The organism is Bradyrhizobium sp. AUGA SZCCT0182, from assembly GCF_018130185.1.
In the GTDB taxonomy this organism is placed as follows: Bacteria; Pseudomonadota; Alphaproteobacteria; order Rhizobiales; family Xanthobacteraceae; genus Bradyrhizobium.
In genome coordinates this window covers 159,912-174,934 of sequence record NZ_JAFCLY010000003.1, presented here as the reverse complement: position 1 = coordinate 174,934, position 15,023 = coordinate 159,912, and the positions used below count along the sequence as shown (strand labels likewise).

Below are 15,023 nucleotides of genomic sequence, written 5' to 3'. Positions count from 1 at the left end.
GTGCGGGCGAGAAAGTGACGAAACGGTGAGGAATTGGACGGAATTCAGGTATTATGATACTTCCGTCGACCTCAGCTGAACACGGCCTTTTGCGTTCCGGCTTTTCTAGACGCTCATTTTTTGACACAAAGCCCTGTGCTTCCATGTGCTTGGGTGGATTACCCCCGGAACGGTGGTGCGGTTATTGCAGTTTGTTCGGCCGGGTCCGGCAGGACTGACTGCGCGAAGGCTTTTGAATGAATTTGGTGCAACTTGCGTAATGAGCGTCCCATGGAAGTATATCTGGCGCAGCCCCGCGGATTTTGCGCGGGCGTCGTGCGTGCCATCGAGATCGTCGAGCGTGCGCTGCAGAAATACGGCCCGCCGGTCTATGTCCGTCACGAGATCGTGCATAACAAGTACGTGGTCGAAAGCCTGAAGAACAAGGGCGCGATCTTCGTTGAAGACCTGTCGGAAGTTCCCCCGCTCGCCGTTACCGTGTTCAGCGCCCATGGCGTGGCCCGCAGCGTCGAGGAAGAGGCGGCCGCCCGCGGCCTGCCCGTCCTCAATGCCACCTGCCCCCTCGTCACCAAGGTCCACAATCAGGGCAAACGGTATATGTCGAAGGGCCGGGCCCTGATTCTGATCGGCCATGCCGGCCACCCCGAGGTCGAGGGAACCATGGGTCAGGTTCCCGGAACGGTCCTTTTGGTCCAGAACGTCGATGACGTGGCCTCCCTGACCCTCCCAATCGACACCCCGGTGGCCTATATTACCCAGACGACCCTCAGCGTTGACGACACAAAGGACATAATTGCGGCCCTTCAGGCCCGTTTTACAGATATTCAAGGCCCCGACATCCGGGATATCTGCTATGCGACACAGAACCGCCAATCTGCGGTAAGGGACCTGAGCAAACTGGTTGACGTCATTTTGGTGGTGGGGGCCGCCAATAGTTCCAACTCAAACAGGCTTCGCGAAATCGGCACCGAGGTCGGGGTCGCGAGTTATCTCATTGCCGATGGCAGCGAGTTGAACCCTGATTGGCTTAAGGATGCGAAGGCCGTCGGCATCACGGCGGGCGCCTCGGCGCCCGAAGTTTTGGTCGACGACGTGATCGAGGCTTTGAGACGTATCGGACCCGTCAAGGTGTCGGTGCTTCCTGGGAGGGAAGAAAATATCGAATTCCGGCTTCCAGCCGAACTGACTGCGGGCTGATCCATTCACGAGTTACGACGACTAAGGTCCAGAAAGAAATCCTGTAATGGCAATACCGTTCTTCAAGGAGTTGCGTATCGGCGGCTATCTGATCAAGCAGAAGCTGCTTGGCCGGAAGCGCTATCCGCTGGTGCTGATGCTCGAACCGTTGTTTCGCTGCAACCTCGCCTGCGTCGGCTGCGGCAAGATCGACTATCCCGATGCGATCCTCAATCGCCGCATGTCGGCGCAGGAGTGCTGGGACGCGGCCGATGAATGCGGCGCACCGATGGTGGCGATCCCGGGCGGCGAGCCCCTGATCCACAAGGAGATCGGCGAAATCGTGCGCGGCCTCGTGGCGCGCAAGAAGTTCGTCTCGCTCTGCACCAACGCGTTGCTGCTGGAAAAGAAGCTCGATCTGTTCGAGCCCTCGCCCTATTTGTTCTTCTCGGTGCATCTGGACGGCCTGAAGGATCACCACGACAAGGCGGTGTCGCAGAAGGGCGTGTTCGACCGCGCGGTTTCGGCGATCAAGGCTGCGAAGGCGCGCGGCTTTACCGTCAACGTCAACGCCACGATCTTCGACGGGCACGCGGCGGAAGAGATCGCCAAGTTCCTCGACTTCACCACCGAACTCGGTGTCGGTGTTTCGATGTCGCCGGGCTACGCCTATGAGCGTGCGCCGGACCAGGAGCACTTCCTCAACCGCACCAAGACCAAGAAGCTGTTCCGCGACGTCTTTGCCCTCGGCAAGGGCAAGAAGTGGAACTTCATGCATTCCGGCCTGTTCCTCGACTTCCTGGCGGGCAACCAGAGCTACGAATGCACCCCGTGGGGCATGCCGGCGCGCAACATTTTCGGGTGGCAGAAGCCCTGCTACCTGCTCGGCGAGGGCTACACCAAGACCTTCAAGGAATTGATGGAGACCACCGACTGGGAGACCTACGGCACCGGCAAGTACGAGAAGTGCGCCGACTGCATGGCGCATTGCGGCTATGAGCCGACCGCCGCCAATGCCGCGCTGGTCAATCCGCTGAAGGCGATGTGGGTGGCGCTGCGCGGTGTCCGGACGTCAGGTCCGATGGCGCCCGAGATCAACCTCGATAAGCAGCGTCCGGCGCAGTACATCTTCTCCTCGGAAGTGCAGAAGCGCCTGTCGGAGATCCGCAAGGACGAGGCGGCTACCGCAGCCGCCAAGCAGCAGCAGAAAGCCTCCACGGCTGCCTGAAGCCTGCCGAGACCGCAACGCGGCTTGCCCGCGTTGCTTGAAGGCGAGACTCAAAACAAAGAAGCACAAAACAAAAATGCCGTCGCACTTGCGACGGCATTTTTCGTTGCAGCGGACCGGAGCATTATCGGTTCTGATTTAATCAGAACCGAAGCTCTGGACTCTTGTTTTGACGCGTTTTCTTCACGCGAACCGGTATCCACTTCGCTCGAAAACGCTCTATTTCAGCGGTCGTCAGGCGTTGGCCGCGGCCAGCCCCTCGCCGCCGGAGATGAAGCCGCGGCAGCCGCGCAGCGAACGCAGCGCACGATTGAAATCGATGCCCGTGGACACCAGCGCGCGCAACGTTCTCGGATTGCGCGCGACGCCGCGCAGCACCTTGCGCAGGTCGATATCGCCGTTCGGCTTGATCGCGCTCTTGGCCAAAGCCGGCAGCGCACGGCCGGCGGGATCGGAGATGACGCGGAGCGCCGCGAACGGAATGCCTGCCTTGGCCGCATAGGCCGCCGCGATATGGCTTTCCATGTCGACCGCCGCAGCCCCCGTCTCCGAATGCAGCGCGGCCTTGCAGGCGGTCGCCGCAATCACCCGCTCCACTCCGGCCAGACCGCCGCGAATCACGCGCCGCCGCCGCAGCGCGGCGCTGGCAATCACTTCCTCGTTGAGCGCCAGACCGGCCAGAAAGCGGGTATCGCCGGCCAGAACCTCGGTCGCGACCACGACATCGCCCGACTTCAGCGACGGATCGAGCCCGCCAGCGACGCCGAAGGAGATGACACCCCTGAATGTCGATGAATCCAGTGTCGCGAGCAGCGCGCGCAATTGCTGCGGATCGCTACTGCTGCAGATCACGATCATGCCTGGACCGGCCGCAATGCGGGCCTCTTGTACCAAGCCTGTAACGATCAAAACCGGTCGCGGATCAATTTGATTGAGATCACCCGAATTGAGATCACTCGAATTGTCCACGATCGCGGCGGCCCCCGCCCCCAAAGTCACATCCCGACCCCTACCACCCTGCTGTTGGTGCTTCTCAAATTCCGATACCGCGCCATCGCCCAGAGCGGAAAGAACTTCGAGTAGCCATGATAACGCAAATAAAACACCCGCGGAAACCCCGTAGCCGTGTAGCGCGGCTCATCCCACAGCCCTTTTTCGGTCTGTGTGGTTTTTAGGTACTCCACACCACGCGCAACTGCCGGATTCCCGACCTCGCCCGCTGCCATCAGTCCAAGCAAGGCCCATGCCGTTTGGGAGGAGGTCGATGGTGCGGCCTCGAATCCCCTGTAGTCCAGCCGGTAGCTGACCGCATCCTCGCCCCAGCCGCCGTCCTGATTCTGAATCGATAGCAGCCAATCGACCGCCTTGCGAATCATTGGGTCCTGATGATCGACACCTGCGACATTTAGCGCACAGAGCACCGACCAGGTGCCGTAGACGTAATTCAGCCCCCAGCGGCCGTACCACGAGCCTTCGGCAAGCTGGGTGCGGCGCAGATAGTCGATGCCGTCGGCAACAGCCTTGCTGGTTGCGGCGGTTTCACCGAGTTGCGCCAGCATCGAGACGCAGCGCGCGGTGACGTCCTCGGTCGGCGGATCGAGCAGCGCGCCGTGGTCGGAGAACGGGATGTTGTTGAGATAATATTCGAGGTTGTTGACGTCGAAGGCGGCCCAGCCGCCATCGCGGCTCTGCATGCCCTCGATCCACTCGCGGCCGCGCGCGATCGCGGTATCGTACTCGTTGCTTCCGGACTGCTTGCGCGCACGGTCCATCGCCATGACAACGACGGCGGTGTCGTCGAGATCCGGATAGTAGGCGTTGTTGTACTGGAACGCCCAGCCGCCCGGCCGCACGTCGGGACGCTTCACCGCCCAGTCGCCCTTGATGTCGAGAACCTGCTTCGGGACCAGCCAGTCCAGCGCCTGCTTGGTCTGCGGCAGCATTTCCGTGCCGCCCGCTTCGATCATTGCGTGGCAGGTCAGCCCGGTGTCCCACACCGGTGACACACATGGCTGGCAATAGGCTTCGTGTTCGCCGATCACGAGCAATCTATCGATACCCCGGCGCGTGACGGCGCGCGGCGGGTAATCCACCGGCTTGCCGAACGCCTCATACATCATCACGGTGTTGGCCATCGGCGGATAGATCGCGCCAAGACCATCCTCGCCGTTCAGCCGCTCTTCGATGAAGGCCACGGCCTCGTCGATCGCGCGGGCACGAAGCTTTTTGGGAAACAGCGGTTCGATCGTGCGCAGGACGACATCGAGCGAGCGGAACAGCATGAACCAGCCCCAGCTTTGATGCGGCGCCTTCGCCGTCATGCCCACCGACTTCGGATCCTGCAGGAACAATTCGTCGATGCCGACGCCTTTGGGATTCTTTGCCAGCGGCTTCAGCGCCGCCAGCACCATCAGCGGCACGATCGTGGTGCGCGCCCAGTAGGAGATCTTGTTGATATGGAACGGCGACCACATCGGCAGCAGCATGATCTCGATCGGCAGCACCGGTACCGCGCGCCAGGTCAGCACGCCGTAGAAAGCCAGCAGGAAGCGGGTGAACACGTTGACTTTGGCGGCCCCGCCGCGCGAACGGATCGCCTCGCGCGCCCGCACCATGTGCGGCGCATCGACGGAATCGCCGATCATCTTCAGCGCGAAATAGGACTTCACGCTGGCGCTCATGTCGAACGCACCGTCCTGCACCAGCGGCCAGCCGCCATGATTGCCTTGCGTGCGCCTGATATAGTTGGCGATCTTGGCTTCGAGTTCGCTATCGACGGGCTCGGCGAGATAGTGGCGCAGCAGCACATATTCCGACGGGATCGTGCTGTCGGCTTCCAGCTCGAATACCCAGTGCCCGTCGGATTGCCGATAGCCGAGCAGCGCCTGCGTCGCCGAGGAGATCGATTTCTCCAGGGCGACGGGATCGACTGCCGCGATGGGATCGGCGACAACGCTGTGATCGACGGAAGACATTTCGTCAGACATCCCTCTGTTCGCGATCGCGCACCGTAAAGCCGGTCACGCTCTCTTCCAGTCAGGCCATCATGCTCTGGCCAGAACCAGATCGGCCGCGCGGTCACCCGACCGCACCGATCCCTCGATGGTTGCCGGCAACCCCGTATCAGTCCAGTCCCCGGCGAGAAACAGGTTTTTGTAAGCGGTGACCGGGCCCGGCCGCAGCGCGTTCTGCTCCGGCGTCGCCTCGAACGTAGCACGGCGTTCGCGCACGATCTGCCAGGGCGGTAATTCGCCCTGCACGCCTCCTGCCTTGCAGACGTCGCGCCAGATCGCCTGCGCGAGTTCTTCACGCGGCATATCGACCAAACGGTCGCCATTGCTGATGGTGACCGACAGGCGCTGCGGGAACGCAAACAGCCATTCCACCAATCCACCGACGACGCCAAGGATCGGCGCCGCATCCCTTGGCGGATCGAAGCGGAAATGCGCATTGACGATGGCGCGAAATTTCGTCGGCGTTTTGAGACCCGGCAGCAACGACGCGGCGGGACGCGGCGGAACAGCGAGCACCACGACATCGTCGGGCGCCAGCGAAATCGCATCGTCGCCGAACTTCAGTTCCCCGACATGGCTAGCGTTCATCCCGAATTCACGCAGCTCATGCCCGAGCTGAACGCTGGCGCCCTTGTCCTGCAGCAGCTTGATCGCAGGTTCGATCAGCACCGAACTCAGCCCGTCGCGGGCGATCAGCGGCCGGCAGGCCTGGCCGCCGGCCAACAGCGTTTCACGGACGATCGCGCCGGCCAGCCCCGCCGAGCCCTCCGGCGGATCGACGTTGAGCGCGGCCAGCAGCAACGGCTGCACCAGCCGCTGGTACAGCGTGCCCTCGCAGGGGATCGCCTTGCCGACCAGTTTGTCCGTCCCTGCCCAGATCAGCGGCATCAGTGCGAGATAATCGCGCAAGGACGTGTCGGGCACCCGGCGCGCCTCGTCGAACACCCACAGCGGCAGCCGGCCATCGCCGAGATCGAGCTGCCAGCGCTGGCCGGTCGAGACGTCGCAGAAGGGAAACTGCGCGCGCTTCGGTCCGACCAGTCCCGCCTCGGTGCCGATCGAGCGCGCATAGGCCAGCGCATGGCTGTTGCCCGACAGCAGCAGGTGATTGCCATTGTCGATCATCAAATTGGTGGCGGCGTCGAAATAGGAGCGGCAACGGCCGCCGGTCGTTTGCGTGGCCTCGTGGACGCACACCCTGTAATTGGCGTTCGCGAGCCGGACGGCGGCGGAGAGGCCGGAAATGCCGGCGCCGATGATGTGAGCGGTTTTTTGCATCAGATGATCGCGTAACGGAGAAGGATGCCGATCTTGGCCATCTTGGTGACGCGGACCGGCGCGCGCGGCGCGGCAAAGCCCCGTTCCAGCAACAGGTCGAGGATCGCGCGGTAATATTTCGACATGATGCGGGGCGCGCGCACCTTGCGTCGCGAATTGCGCTTCATGATCTCGTCGGCTTTCTCGAAATACGCCTTGGCCCGTTCCGCCAGCGGCTGGCAGACTTTCGGCAAAGCGCGCTCGACAATCACCTTGTGCGGATCATTGCTCGTGATCCCGGCATGCAATAGCGCTTCGCGCGGCAGATACAGACGGCCGAGGGTGGCGTCTTCATCGATGTCGCGCAGGATGTTGGTCAATTGCAGCGCACGGCCAAGATGGTGCGCGAGCTCGATGCCGTCATTCTCCGGAAGGCCGAACACCCGTACCGACAGGCGCCCGACGGCGCTCGCGACACGGTCGCAATAAAGATCGAGCGTTGCGAAATCCGGCGCACGGATGTCCTGCGGCACGTCCATTTCCATGCCGTCGACGACGGCCAGAAAATCCTCGCGCTTGAGGCCGAAGGTCCGCACCGGGGCGACGTAATCCTGCAGGCGTGCCGGCGGACGGCCCTGATAGAGCGCGTCGATGTCGTCACGCCATTGCTGGAGGCCGGCGAGCCGCTCGGGCCGCGGTTCGTGGGAATCGGCGATATCGTCGACCTGCCGGCAGAAACTGTAGATCAGGAACATCGCCTCGCGCTGGTCACGCGGCAGGATGCGCATCGCGGCATAGAACGAACTGCCCGACGCGGTGGTGCCGTAATTCGCGTCGGCCGCCGCCGTCTCTGATGTCATGCGCCAGCCGCCGGGTTCGACACGGGCCGCCGGCCCACCGCGCGGCGCGCGATCTCGCCGGCGACACCGCCGAGGCTTTGCGCCAGCAATTCGAGCGGACTGAGATGCACGCGCTCAGCGAGCGGATCGCGCACCTTCAGCATGCCCACGATCTTGTCGGCAAAGGCCTGGATCACCGAGATCTCGAGGCCGAGGCGGAAATCCTTCACTTCGGCCGCCAGCGATTTGCTTTCGTTGAGCACGGTCTCGGTCCGCACCGCGAGCGCCTGCAGGCACTTCAGCAAAGCGGGTGGTGACTTCGCCTCGCCCAGCATCTCGACCGTTGCACCGGCGGCTGCGAGCGCGTCGCGCGGCAGGTAGACGCGGTTGAGGTCGCGAAAATCCTTGGCGCAGTCCTGCAGATGGTTGTTGATCTGCAGGCCGGCGCACAGCGCATCGGAGGCGGCCCAGGTCGAGGTGCTCTCGCCATGGACATCCAGCATGAAGCGGCCGACCGGCATCGCCGAGTAGCGGCAATAGTGGATCACGTCGTCCCAGTTCTCGTAACGCAGCTTGGTGACGTCCATCCGGAACGCAATCAGCACGTCGAGCGCGTGGCGCGGCGGCATCTCGCGCGCGGCGAGCGCACGGCGCAGGCTGACCGCCTCCTTCTGGGTGTCGCCCTTGCCGAGCAGCTCCGCTTCAAAGAGGTCGAGAAGCCTCAGCTTTTCGTCTGGCGGCAGCGTCGCGTGATCGGCGATGTCGTCGGCCGTCCTGACGAAATTGTAGAAGCTGAGAATCAGCGCCCGGTGACGCGGATGAATGATCCACGACGCGACCGGAAAGTTCTCGTCACGGTGGGTTTTTCCGGATCGCAGTTCGCTCGCGCTGGTCATCAAAAGCTGGCTACATTGGTCCAAATGGCGGCACGCGCCGATATCAGGCGCATGCGACGGATCGCGAGCCCCATATAGGGGAATACGCCGCCAAAACCAATGCTATCTGGGAGCATCAAGCCCATGCCGCCGCCCGGCAAACATGCCGGAACGGGCCTTGCGCGACGGTTAACCGATGTGAGCGCGGGTTATTGCCCGTGGCTTTTCAGCACCTGGTCGCAGGCAGCCGTGATCTTCGGGCGATTTTGTTGCAGGCAGGCCAGGATGGTGAAATCGCCCTGATCAATCACCGCGCGGCAAAAGCGCTGCACGTCACGGGAGCACGCCTTTTGCTCTTCCGGCGTTCCACTGCGCTGCTGGGCGAAGGCATCCGATGACACCGCGATCGACAATAAAGAGAGAGCCAGGAAAAGTTTACGCATCGTATTCCTTCATTTCGGCAGCAAGAAATCCTGTTCCCGAATCGTGTTTCAGCATCGCCGGGACGGATTTGTTTGAAGACGCCGCGTAGCGCAGCAATGAGCAAACGACAAGCACTGGTAAATGCGGCCAAATTTGCGACGGCGCCGCCAATCCATCAACCAATTGATATATAACGCCTATTTTCAACACATTTTTCTTCGCACTTGGCTGTTGCGGACAGGCCCCCGCAAAGCTAGATGCTGCCGACGAAGCTCGACGGATATTTCTTGATTCCAGTGCGTGAAAATGCCGCCTGTCGGGGCGCTATCGCCGCAGCTGGCATTTTGTCATTTGAACCTAACATATCGCGGGAACACTAAATCTTCGATGTGGGCGAGACGTGTCTTTGAAAGAACGTCTATTTTGATGGGAAAATCACAATGAAAATGTTTGGTTCCAGCCTGTTTGGTCAGGCTCTCACGGCCGTCGGCGTTGGCGCCGCGCTGATGTTGTCGGTCTCCGCAGGCTACACGCAGGCGGGAGGCCCGTTTGCCGGTTTTGACGGAAATTGGGCGGGCGCAGGCACGGTCGCGCTGTCCAACGGCACCACGGAAAACATCCGCTGCAAGGCCGACTACAAGGTCAACGCGAACGGGCTCGGCCTGAAGCAGAACCTGAACTGCGCCAGCGACAGCTACAAATTCGTTCTCTCCAGCGACGTCACCAGCCAGGGTGACCGTATCTCCGGCAACTGGAGCGAGAAGAGCCGCAACATCTTCGGCAACCTGCAGGGCACCGCGGGCGGCGGACAGATCGACGTGTTCGTCGAGGCGTCCGGATTTGCGGCCAATTTGAACTTGCGGACCAACGGCACCAAGCAGATCGTCCAGATCAGCTCCAAGGGCGAAATCCGCGGCGTCAACATCACGCTGACGAAGACCTGATCAAGCGGTCCTCTTTAGTATCAGAGCCAGGTTCTGTTGATTCAGAACCTGGCTCTTTTCGTATCGACGGCTTCTTGAATTGACGGCTTGACCCGCTGCTCTGCCGATCTGCTATTTTGCCGGCTTGGCGTGAGCGCCGGTGCCGCGGATCTTGTCCGACAGGTTGATCAGGAACATCGACGTCGGCCGCAGGATGAAGAGATCCGCGACCAATGCTGCGACCATCGAGAACGCGCTGAGCCAGCCAAACAGGCGCAGCGACGGCAGGTCCGAAAACACCGTCACGACGAGGCCGCAGGCCAGCACCACCGTGGTCAGGATCAACGCCGGGCCGACCAGCACGGTGGCGCGTTCCACCGCCAGTTCCGGACTGATGCCGGGCTTCGACTCCAGCCGCAAGCGGTTCAGGAAGTGGATCGTCGCGCTGAGGCCGAGGCCGAACGACACCGTCAGCGCCACCACGCTGGCGAATTGCAGCCCCTCGTCCATCAGCCACAGCACCATGCCCGACGCCACCACGGGGAAGATGCCCGGCAGGATGCAGGAGAACATCACCACGACCGAGCGGAACGCGAGGCCGATGAAGATCGCGACCAGCAGGAATTCGATCGTGAGGCCGTGGTTGAGCTTCTGGATCATGTTGGCGCTGTTGCGCGCGGCGATCGCCGACAGGCCCGTCACCGCGATCTCATAGCCGGGATGCTCGGCGCGCACCTTGTTGAGCGCCGCGTCGAGCTTGTCGACCACCGGCAGGATCTCGCTTGAATCGAGATCGGGCACGCGGCCCGACACCACCACGGCGTCCTGATCGGCCGAGATGAAGCGCCGCACCAGATGTTCGGGGATGACGCTGACATATTCCTTCAGCGTCCCGACATCGCTGCTGCCGGCCTTCTCGGAAAGCCAGCGGCGCAGCGTTTCCAGCGACCAGACATTGCCGACGCCGGCCGCGGTTTCCACCATCGAATGGACGTCGGCGATCGTCTTCAGGGTGTCCGGCGAGTAGAGCGAGGCGCCCTTGGGGAATTCGATCAGCACGTCGATCGGATTGGCGCCGGTGAGCTTGGCATCGAGCCGGCTCGACGCCGCCACCGCCTGGCGCTTGTCAGGCACCTGGTCGGCGAGCCGGTAGCGCGGCTCCAGCGTGGCGTAGATATAGCCGAGACCGGCAACCAGGATCACTGCCAGCAGGCTGAACAGCCCGGGGCGGCTCACCATGCGCACGGCGATCCAGTAACAGAAATTGCGCAGCGCCTGAACGCCGGCGTCGGCGCCCTGGAATTTCACCGCCATGATCTTTTCGTTGCGCACCAGAAGCACGCCGAAGGCGGGCACCAGCGACAGCACCGCGATCAGCGCGATGATGGTGGCGGCAAGGCCCGCCTCGCCGAACTTGCGGATCAGTTCGGAGTCGGAGAATTGCAGTGCGATGAACGAGATGCCCGCGGTGCCGTGGGTGAGCACGCAGGCCGGCCCCACCACCAGCACGGCGTTCTTGAAGGCCGTGTATTTGTCCTGCCCCGCGATCAGCCGGTCGCGCGCCGCGAAGGTCAGCTGCATCGAATCGGAGAAGCTGATCACCATGATGAGCGGCGTCATCACGTTCAGGAACATGTTGAGATTGAATCCGGCCCAGCCGAGACCGCCGAGCGCGAGCAGGATCGCGATGATCGGCGGGAAGGCCGCGATGATCATGAACGATATCTTGCGGAAGAAGATGATCGCGATGATGCAGCCGGCCAGGATGCCGAGGATGTTGTAGGTCAACCCGTCGCGCTTGACCGCGTTGCGGATCTCGAGCTGCATGACCGGAACGCCGGACAACTGCGCATTGAGCCCGCTGCCGGCGAGATCGTCGGCCATGATCTTGCGGATATCGGCGATCACCCTGGAGAGGTCTTTGCTGGCGACGATCGATGGTTCAAGCGACAGCACCATCAGCGCCAGCGTGCCGTCCTCGGACAACAATTTGCCGCGAATGATCTCGTTGGTCTTCACGGTCTCGACGAATTTGTCGTAGGCCGCGCCTTCCGGCAACTCGGAGGGGAACAGCGCCGCCGGCAGCTTGCCGCGTTCGGGCGCCTGACGCGCCGAAAACAGCGAGACCAGACCGCGCACGCCATCGACCAGTTGCAGGTCGGTGACCATGTCGCGGATCTTTTCGAGATTGGGCCGCGCCAGCAACCTCTTGCCTTCGACCACGACCAGCACGTCGAATTCGGTCGCCGGGAAGCGCTTTGTGACGGCCTCGTACTGCTTGTAGTCCTTGGAATCCGAGCGGAACAGCTGGCTCAGCGAATCGTCGATCTTGATGCGCTGGATACCGAAGATCGCCGCGATCATCAGGGCCGCCAGGATGAGGCAGGACAGGATGGGCGCCTTGACCGCGATCAGCCCCATGCGCTCGAGCCCGAAGGCGATGCTCTGCCCGGGCGGCGGCGGCTCCTCGATTTCCTCGACGTGGACCCGACTTTCAATGTTCTTTTCGAGCATGCCCTGTCCAGTTCTCACGTCGGCTTGAATTGTAGCTTGGGTTGCGGGCGCGGATGCGGCTCAGTCAGCCCCATATCTGATTGGCGCTGATTGGCGCTAGCCCTTGAAATCACGCGGTAAATTAACCGCCGCCGTTTTACAGGCCCGGACCGCATACGGCAAGCGCGCGGCGGGGGTCAAATCGCCGTGCAGATCACGAAAATCAGCGCTAAGTCTCTGATTTGTCACACTTGAACTAACCAGCCCCGATCCGCGCCGGCGCCGCGCCGCCGCTTTCATCTTTTAGTGCGACGCCCGTGACCTGCCGGGCCAGCCCCTCGCGCACCAGCCAGGCGATCTTGAAGGCGGCTTCATCGTAGCTCAGCCCCGCGCCGTGGATGTTGGAGACGCAGTTGCGCATCGCGTCGGTGAGGCCGATGCGCGGCGCAAAGGTCAGATAGGCCCCGAGGCTGTCCGGCGCCGACAGGCCCGGCCGCTCGCCGATCAGCATCAGGACCATCCGCGCGCCGAACATGGCGCCGATCTCGTCACCCAGCGCCACGCGCGCGCCGGAGACAACCGCGGTACCGCCGGGCTGGATCCCGGCTTCCTTCAATCGCGGAACCAGATGGCGAACCAGTTCGACCGCATGGACATTGACCGCCGCCGGCGACAGGCCGTCGCCGACCACGATGGCCAGCTGGCACGGGCCACCGCTTCGATCGGCCAGCGCGCGTTGCGAGGCCGGATCGAGCATGCGTCCGAGATCGGGGCGGCGCAGATAATCGCGCCGGTTGCGCGCCTGACTGGAGAGGAGAACCGGCGCCAGTCCAAGAAGACCGTTAAGACTGGCCAATCCCTCGACGAGACGCGACGTGTCGAAGGCGCCATGAACCGCATCGCGGGCCCGTGCGTGGTCGAGGGTAAAGGCGAGCAGCGCCTCGGTCGGCATGCTGGCGCCGGCCCGGCCAAGCCCGACGCGCGCCGGCGTCAGCTCCCGCAGATCGCTCAGCGAACGGGACGGCGGCGCCGGCGTTTTCATATCGGCACCTGTTTTGTTTGACGCGTCTTCTACCGCAGATAAGTCTACGCAAGCTGCGTAAACTTGATTGCTATGCGAACCGGTACCCACATCGCTCGAAAACGCTCTGGTTACTCGGCGGGGACCGAAGCCTCGCGCAGCCGGATCGAATAGTTCGATGCGCTCTGCTGGCCGCCGGAGGCTGCACGCGCGAACAAGATCAGATGATGCGCGATCATCGCCGAACCGATCAGGCCCTCGATGTCGCCCTGCCGCAGCCGCCGCAGCGCGAATTTCCAGAACGCCTTCCGGTAGTCGCCGAGCACCCCGACTTTCCAGAAGATATTGCGCAGCATGATCAGGCCGCGCCGGATATTGGCCCAGCTGCGCATCTCCGGGCTGACAGGCCTTTTGATACGGTTGGCGTAGGTGTATTCGCACTGGTACTGATAGCGCGCGAACAGCCGCGCGGGTTCATAGGCGAATTCCATGCATTTGCGCCATGAACTGACCACCTGGTCATAGGGCAGCAGGAAAGCGACATTGGAGTCGCGGCTTTCGTCTTCCTCAAGCAGCCGACCTTCCTTTTGCAGGCGATCCCACAGCGGCGTCTTCGGCAGCGCCTGCAGCAGGTTGATCGTCAGCAGCGGAATCCGGGATTCATCGACAAAGGCCAGCAACGCGTCGGCGGTCTCGGGCTTGTCGGTATCGAGACCCATGATGATGCCGGAGACGACCTCCATGCCATAGGAATTGATGGTGTGGATGCCTTCCAGGATCGGGACCATCATGTTGTGGTCCTTGTGCATCGCCTTCAGCGCGTCGGGATCGGGAGTCTCGATGCCGCAGAACACGGTGACGAAGAAAGCCTCCTGCATCAGCTGGAGAATCTCCGGCCGCTTGGCGATGTTCAGCGTCGCCTCGCACGCGAGCCGCGTGATGTAGCCGGTTCGCTTCTGCCATTCGACAAGATGCGGCAGCAGGTCGAGCGCCGCCTTGCGGTTGCCGATGAAATTGTCATCGACGAAATAAACCGTGTCGGTCATTCCACATTCGCGCAGCTTGTCGAGTTCGGCGATGATCTGCTGCGGTGATTTCAGGCGCGGATTGCGCCCATAAAGGCCGGGGATGTCGCAGAACTCGCACTGATAGGGACAGCCGCTCGAATACTGGATACTGCCGAGGAGATATTTTCTGGTCTCGGCGAGCTCATAGGCCGGGATCGGAAATTCCGTCATCGCGAGGCGATCGGCGGTCTTCAGCACCACCTGCTGCTCAGGCCGTGACGGGTCGCGCGCCAGCCGCGCGATCAAATCATTGGTCGCGTCGCCGAGTTCGCCAACATGGAGATAATCGAACGAGGGATAGTAATCCGGGCACGCGCTGACCGACGGCCCGCCGATCGCAACAGCGAGGTCGAAGGCGTGGGCACGGCGGCAGATGTCGTTCATCTGCTGGCGCTGGATGTGCATGCCGCTGACGAATACCGCTTCCGCCCACTCGAAATCTTCCCTGGTGGCGGGGCGGAGGTTTTCGTCGACGAAGCGGACCGACCAGTTGGCCGGCAAATAGGCCGCGATTAGCAGCAACCCCTGCGGCGGCATGAAAGCCTGGACGCCGTCGGTCAAAGGGTAGGCATACTCGAACGTGCCAAAAGAAGACGTGTATCGCGGGAAGACACACAGGATGCGCCGTGCCGTCTCAATGCCTTCAGCTCTCATCAAACTTCCTCAGCCAAAGCCCTGTCACAAAGTTAAGCACGTCATTGAAGGGT

Annotated in this window: 13 protein-coding genes; 3 read left to right on the top strand and 10 right to left on the bottom strand. The window is 62.4% G+C overall.

The annotated features are described in order from the left end of the window. Positions 1 to 270: 270 nt before the first annotated feature. Together ispH and hpnH are read left to right on the top strand one after the other, a co-directional pair. Positions 271 to 1,197, top strand: a complete 927-nt coding sequence (ispH, locus tag JQ611_RS05325; RefSeq protein ID WP_212265474.1) for a 4-hydroxy-3-methylbut-2-enyl diphosphate reductase — start codon at positions 271 to 273, stop codon at positions 1,195 to 1,197. Between the two features lie 46 nt (positions 1,198 to 1,243). Further along, a complete protein-coding gene (hpnH, locus tag JQ611_RS05320; protein WP_212385712.1) occupies positions 1,244 to 2,404 on the top strand; it encodes an adenosyl-hopene transferase HpnH in 1,161 nt (386 codons plus the stop codon). Between the two features lie 234 nt (positions 2,405 to 2,638). On the opposite strand, the gene JQ611_RS05315 is transcribed toward hpnH, so the two are convergent. From JQ611_RS05315 to JQ611_RS05285, 7 genes are all read right to left on the bottom strand, one after another. Then, on the bottom strand, positions 2,639 to 3,331 hold the full coding sequence (locus JQ611_RS05315) for a phosphorylase (RefSeq protein ID WP_312010856.1): 693 nt from the start codon (positions 3,329 to 3,331) through the stop codon (positions 2,639 to 2,641). Positions 3,332 to 3,399: 68 nt separating this feature from the next. Continuing rightward, positions 3,400 to 5,379 (bottom strand): squalene--hopene cyclase, encoded by a 1,980-nt coding sequence (shc, locus tag JQ611_RS05310; RefSeq protein WP_212464792.1) that lies wholly within the window; start codon positions 5,377 to 5,379, stop codon positions 3,400 to 3,402. Between the two features lie 69 nt (positions 5,380 to 5,448). Next, complete coding sequence (hpnE, locus tag JQ611_RS05305; RefSeq protein ID WP_212265477.1) at positions 5,449 to 6,696, bottom strand: hydroxysqualene dehydroxylase HpnE; 1,248 nt, start codon at positions 6,694 to 6,696, stop codon at positions 5,449 to 5,451. Further along, positions 6,696 to 7,535, bottom strand: a complete 840-nt coding sequence (hpnD, locus tag JQ611_RS05300) for a presqualene diphosphate synthase HpnD (protein ID WP_212464723.1) — start codon at positions 7,533 to 7,535, stop codon at positions 6,696 to 6,698. Before hpnD ends, hpnE begins: the two co-directional genes overlap by 1 nt. After that, positions 7,532 to 8,410 carry a squalene synthase HpnC gene (gene hpnC / locus JQ611_RS05295; protein ID WP_212464722.1) on the bottom strand — a complete coding sequence of 293 codons (879 nt, stop codon included), beginning with the start codon at positions 8,408 to 8,410 and terminating at the stop codon, positions 7,532 to 7,534. The genes hpnD and hpnC overlap by 4 nt, the downstream gene beginning before the upstream one ends. A gap of 188 nt (positions 8,411 to 8,598) precedes the next feature. Continuing rightward, positions 8,599 to 8,832, bottom strand: coding sequence for a hypothetical protein (locus tag JQ611_RS05290; RefSeq protein ID WP_212265480.1), 234 nt, complete (start codon positions 8,830 to 8,832; stop codon positions 8,599 to 8,601). Further along, positions 8,825 to 9,019 (bottom strand): hypothetical protein, encoded by a 195-nt coding sequence (locus JQ611_RS05285; RefSeq protein ID WP_212385719.1) that lies wholly within the window; start codon positions 9,017 to 9,019, stop codon positions 8,825 to 8,827. Before JQ611_RS05285 ends, JQ611_RS05290 begins: the two co-directional genes overlap by 8 nt. Before the next feature lie 233 nt (positions 9,020 to 9,252). Here JQ611_RS05285 and JQ611_RS05280 point away from each other — a divergent pair, with 233 nt between their 5' ends. Then, the gene (locus JQ611_RS05280) at positions 9,253 to 9,756 is read left to right on the top strand and encodes a hypothetical protein (protein WP_192737358.1); all 504 of its coding nucleotides are present in this window, start codon (positions 9,253 to 9,255) and stop codon (positions 9,754 to 9,756) included. A gap of 111 nt (positions 9,757 to 9,867) precedes the next feature. Here the strand turns inward: JQ611_RS05280 and JQ611_RS05275 are convergent, their stop codons facing one another. The 3 genes from JQ611_RS05275 to JQ611_RS05265 form a co-directional block, all read right to left on the bottom strand. Further along, on the bottom strand, positions 9,868 to 12,249 hold the full coding sequence (locus JQ611_RS05275; protein WP_212265482.1) for an RND family transporter: 2,382 nt from the start codon (positions 12,247 to 12,249) through the stop codon (positions 9,868 to 9,870). Between the two features lie 235 nt (positions 12,250 to 12,484). Continuing rightward, positions 12,485 to 13,270, bottom strand: coding sequence for an ethanolamine ammonia-lyase subunit EutC (eutC, locus tag JQ611_RS05270; protein ID WP_212265483.1), 786 nt, complete (start codon positions 13,268 to 13,270; stop codon positions 12,485 to 12,487). Positions 13,271 to 13,380: 110 nt separating this feature from the next. After that, complete coding sequence (locus JQ611_RS05265; RefSeq protein WP_212265484.1) at positions 13,381 to 14,970, bottom strand: B12-binding domain-containing radical SAM protein; 1,590 nt, start codon at positions 14,968 to 14,970, stop codon at positions 13,381 to 13,383. Positions 14,971 to 15,023: the final 53 nt, after the last annotated feature.

Coding starts and splice junctions, on each gene's coding strand:
- eutC (WP_212265483.1), bottom strand. CDS start 13,270: ATGAAAACGCCGGCGCCGCCGTCCCGTTCGCTGAGCGATCTGCGGGAG.
- shc (WP_212464792.1), bottom strand. CDS start 5,379: ATGTCTTCCGTCGATCACAGCGTTGTCGCCGATCCCATCGCGGCAGTC.
- hpnC (WP_212464722.1), bottom strand. CDS start 8,410: ATGACCAGCGCGAGCGAACTGCGATCCGGAAAAACCCACCGTGACGAG.
- JQ611_RS05280 (WP_192737358.1), top strand. CDS start 9,253: ATGAAAATGTTTGGTTCCAGCCTGTTTGGTCAGGCTCTCACGGCCGTC.
- hpnH (WP_212385712.1), top strand. CDS start 1,244: ATGGCAATACCGTTCTTCAAGGAGTTGCGTATCGGCGGCTATCTGATC.
- hpnE (WP_212265477.1), bottom strand. CDS start 6,696: ATGCAAAAAACCGCTCACATCATCGGCGCCGGCATTTCCGGCCTCTCC.
- JQ611_RS05290 (WP_212265480.1), bottom strand. CDS start 8,832: ATGCGTAAACTTTTCCTGGCTCTCTCTTTATTGTCGATCGCGGTGTCA.
- ispH (WP_212265474.1), top strand. CDS start 271: ATGGAAGTATATCTGGCGCAGCCCCGCGGATTTTGCGCGGGCGTCGTG.
- JQ611_RS05275 (WP_212265482.1), bottom strand. CDS start 12,249: ATGCTCGAAAAGAACATTGAAAGTCGGGTCCACGTCGAGGAAATCGAG.
- JQ611_RS05265 (WP_212265484.1), bottom strand. CDS start 14,970: ATGAGAGCTGAAGGCATTGAGACGGCACGGCGCATCCTGTGTGTCTTC.
- hpnD (WP_212464723.1), bottom strand. CDS start 7,535: ATGACATCAGAGACGGCGGCGGCCGACGCGAATTACGGCACCACCGCG.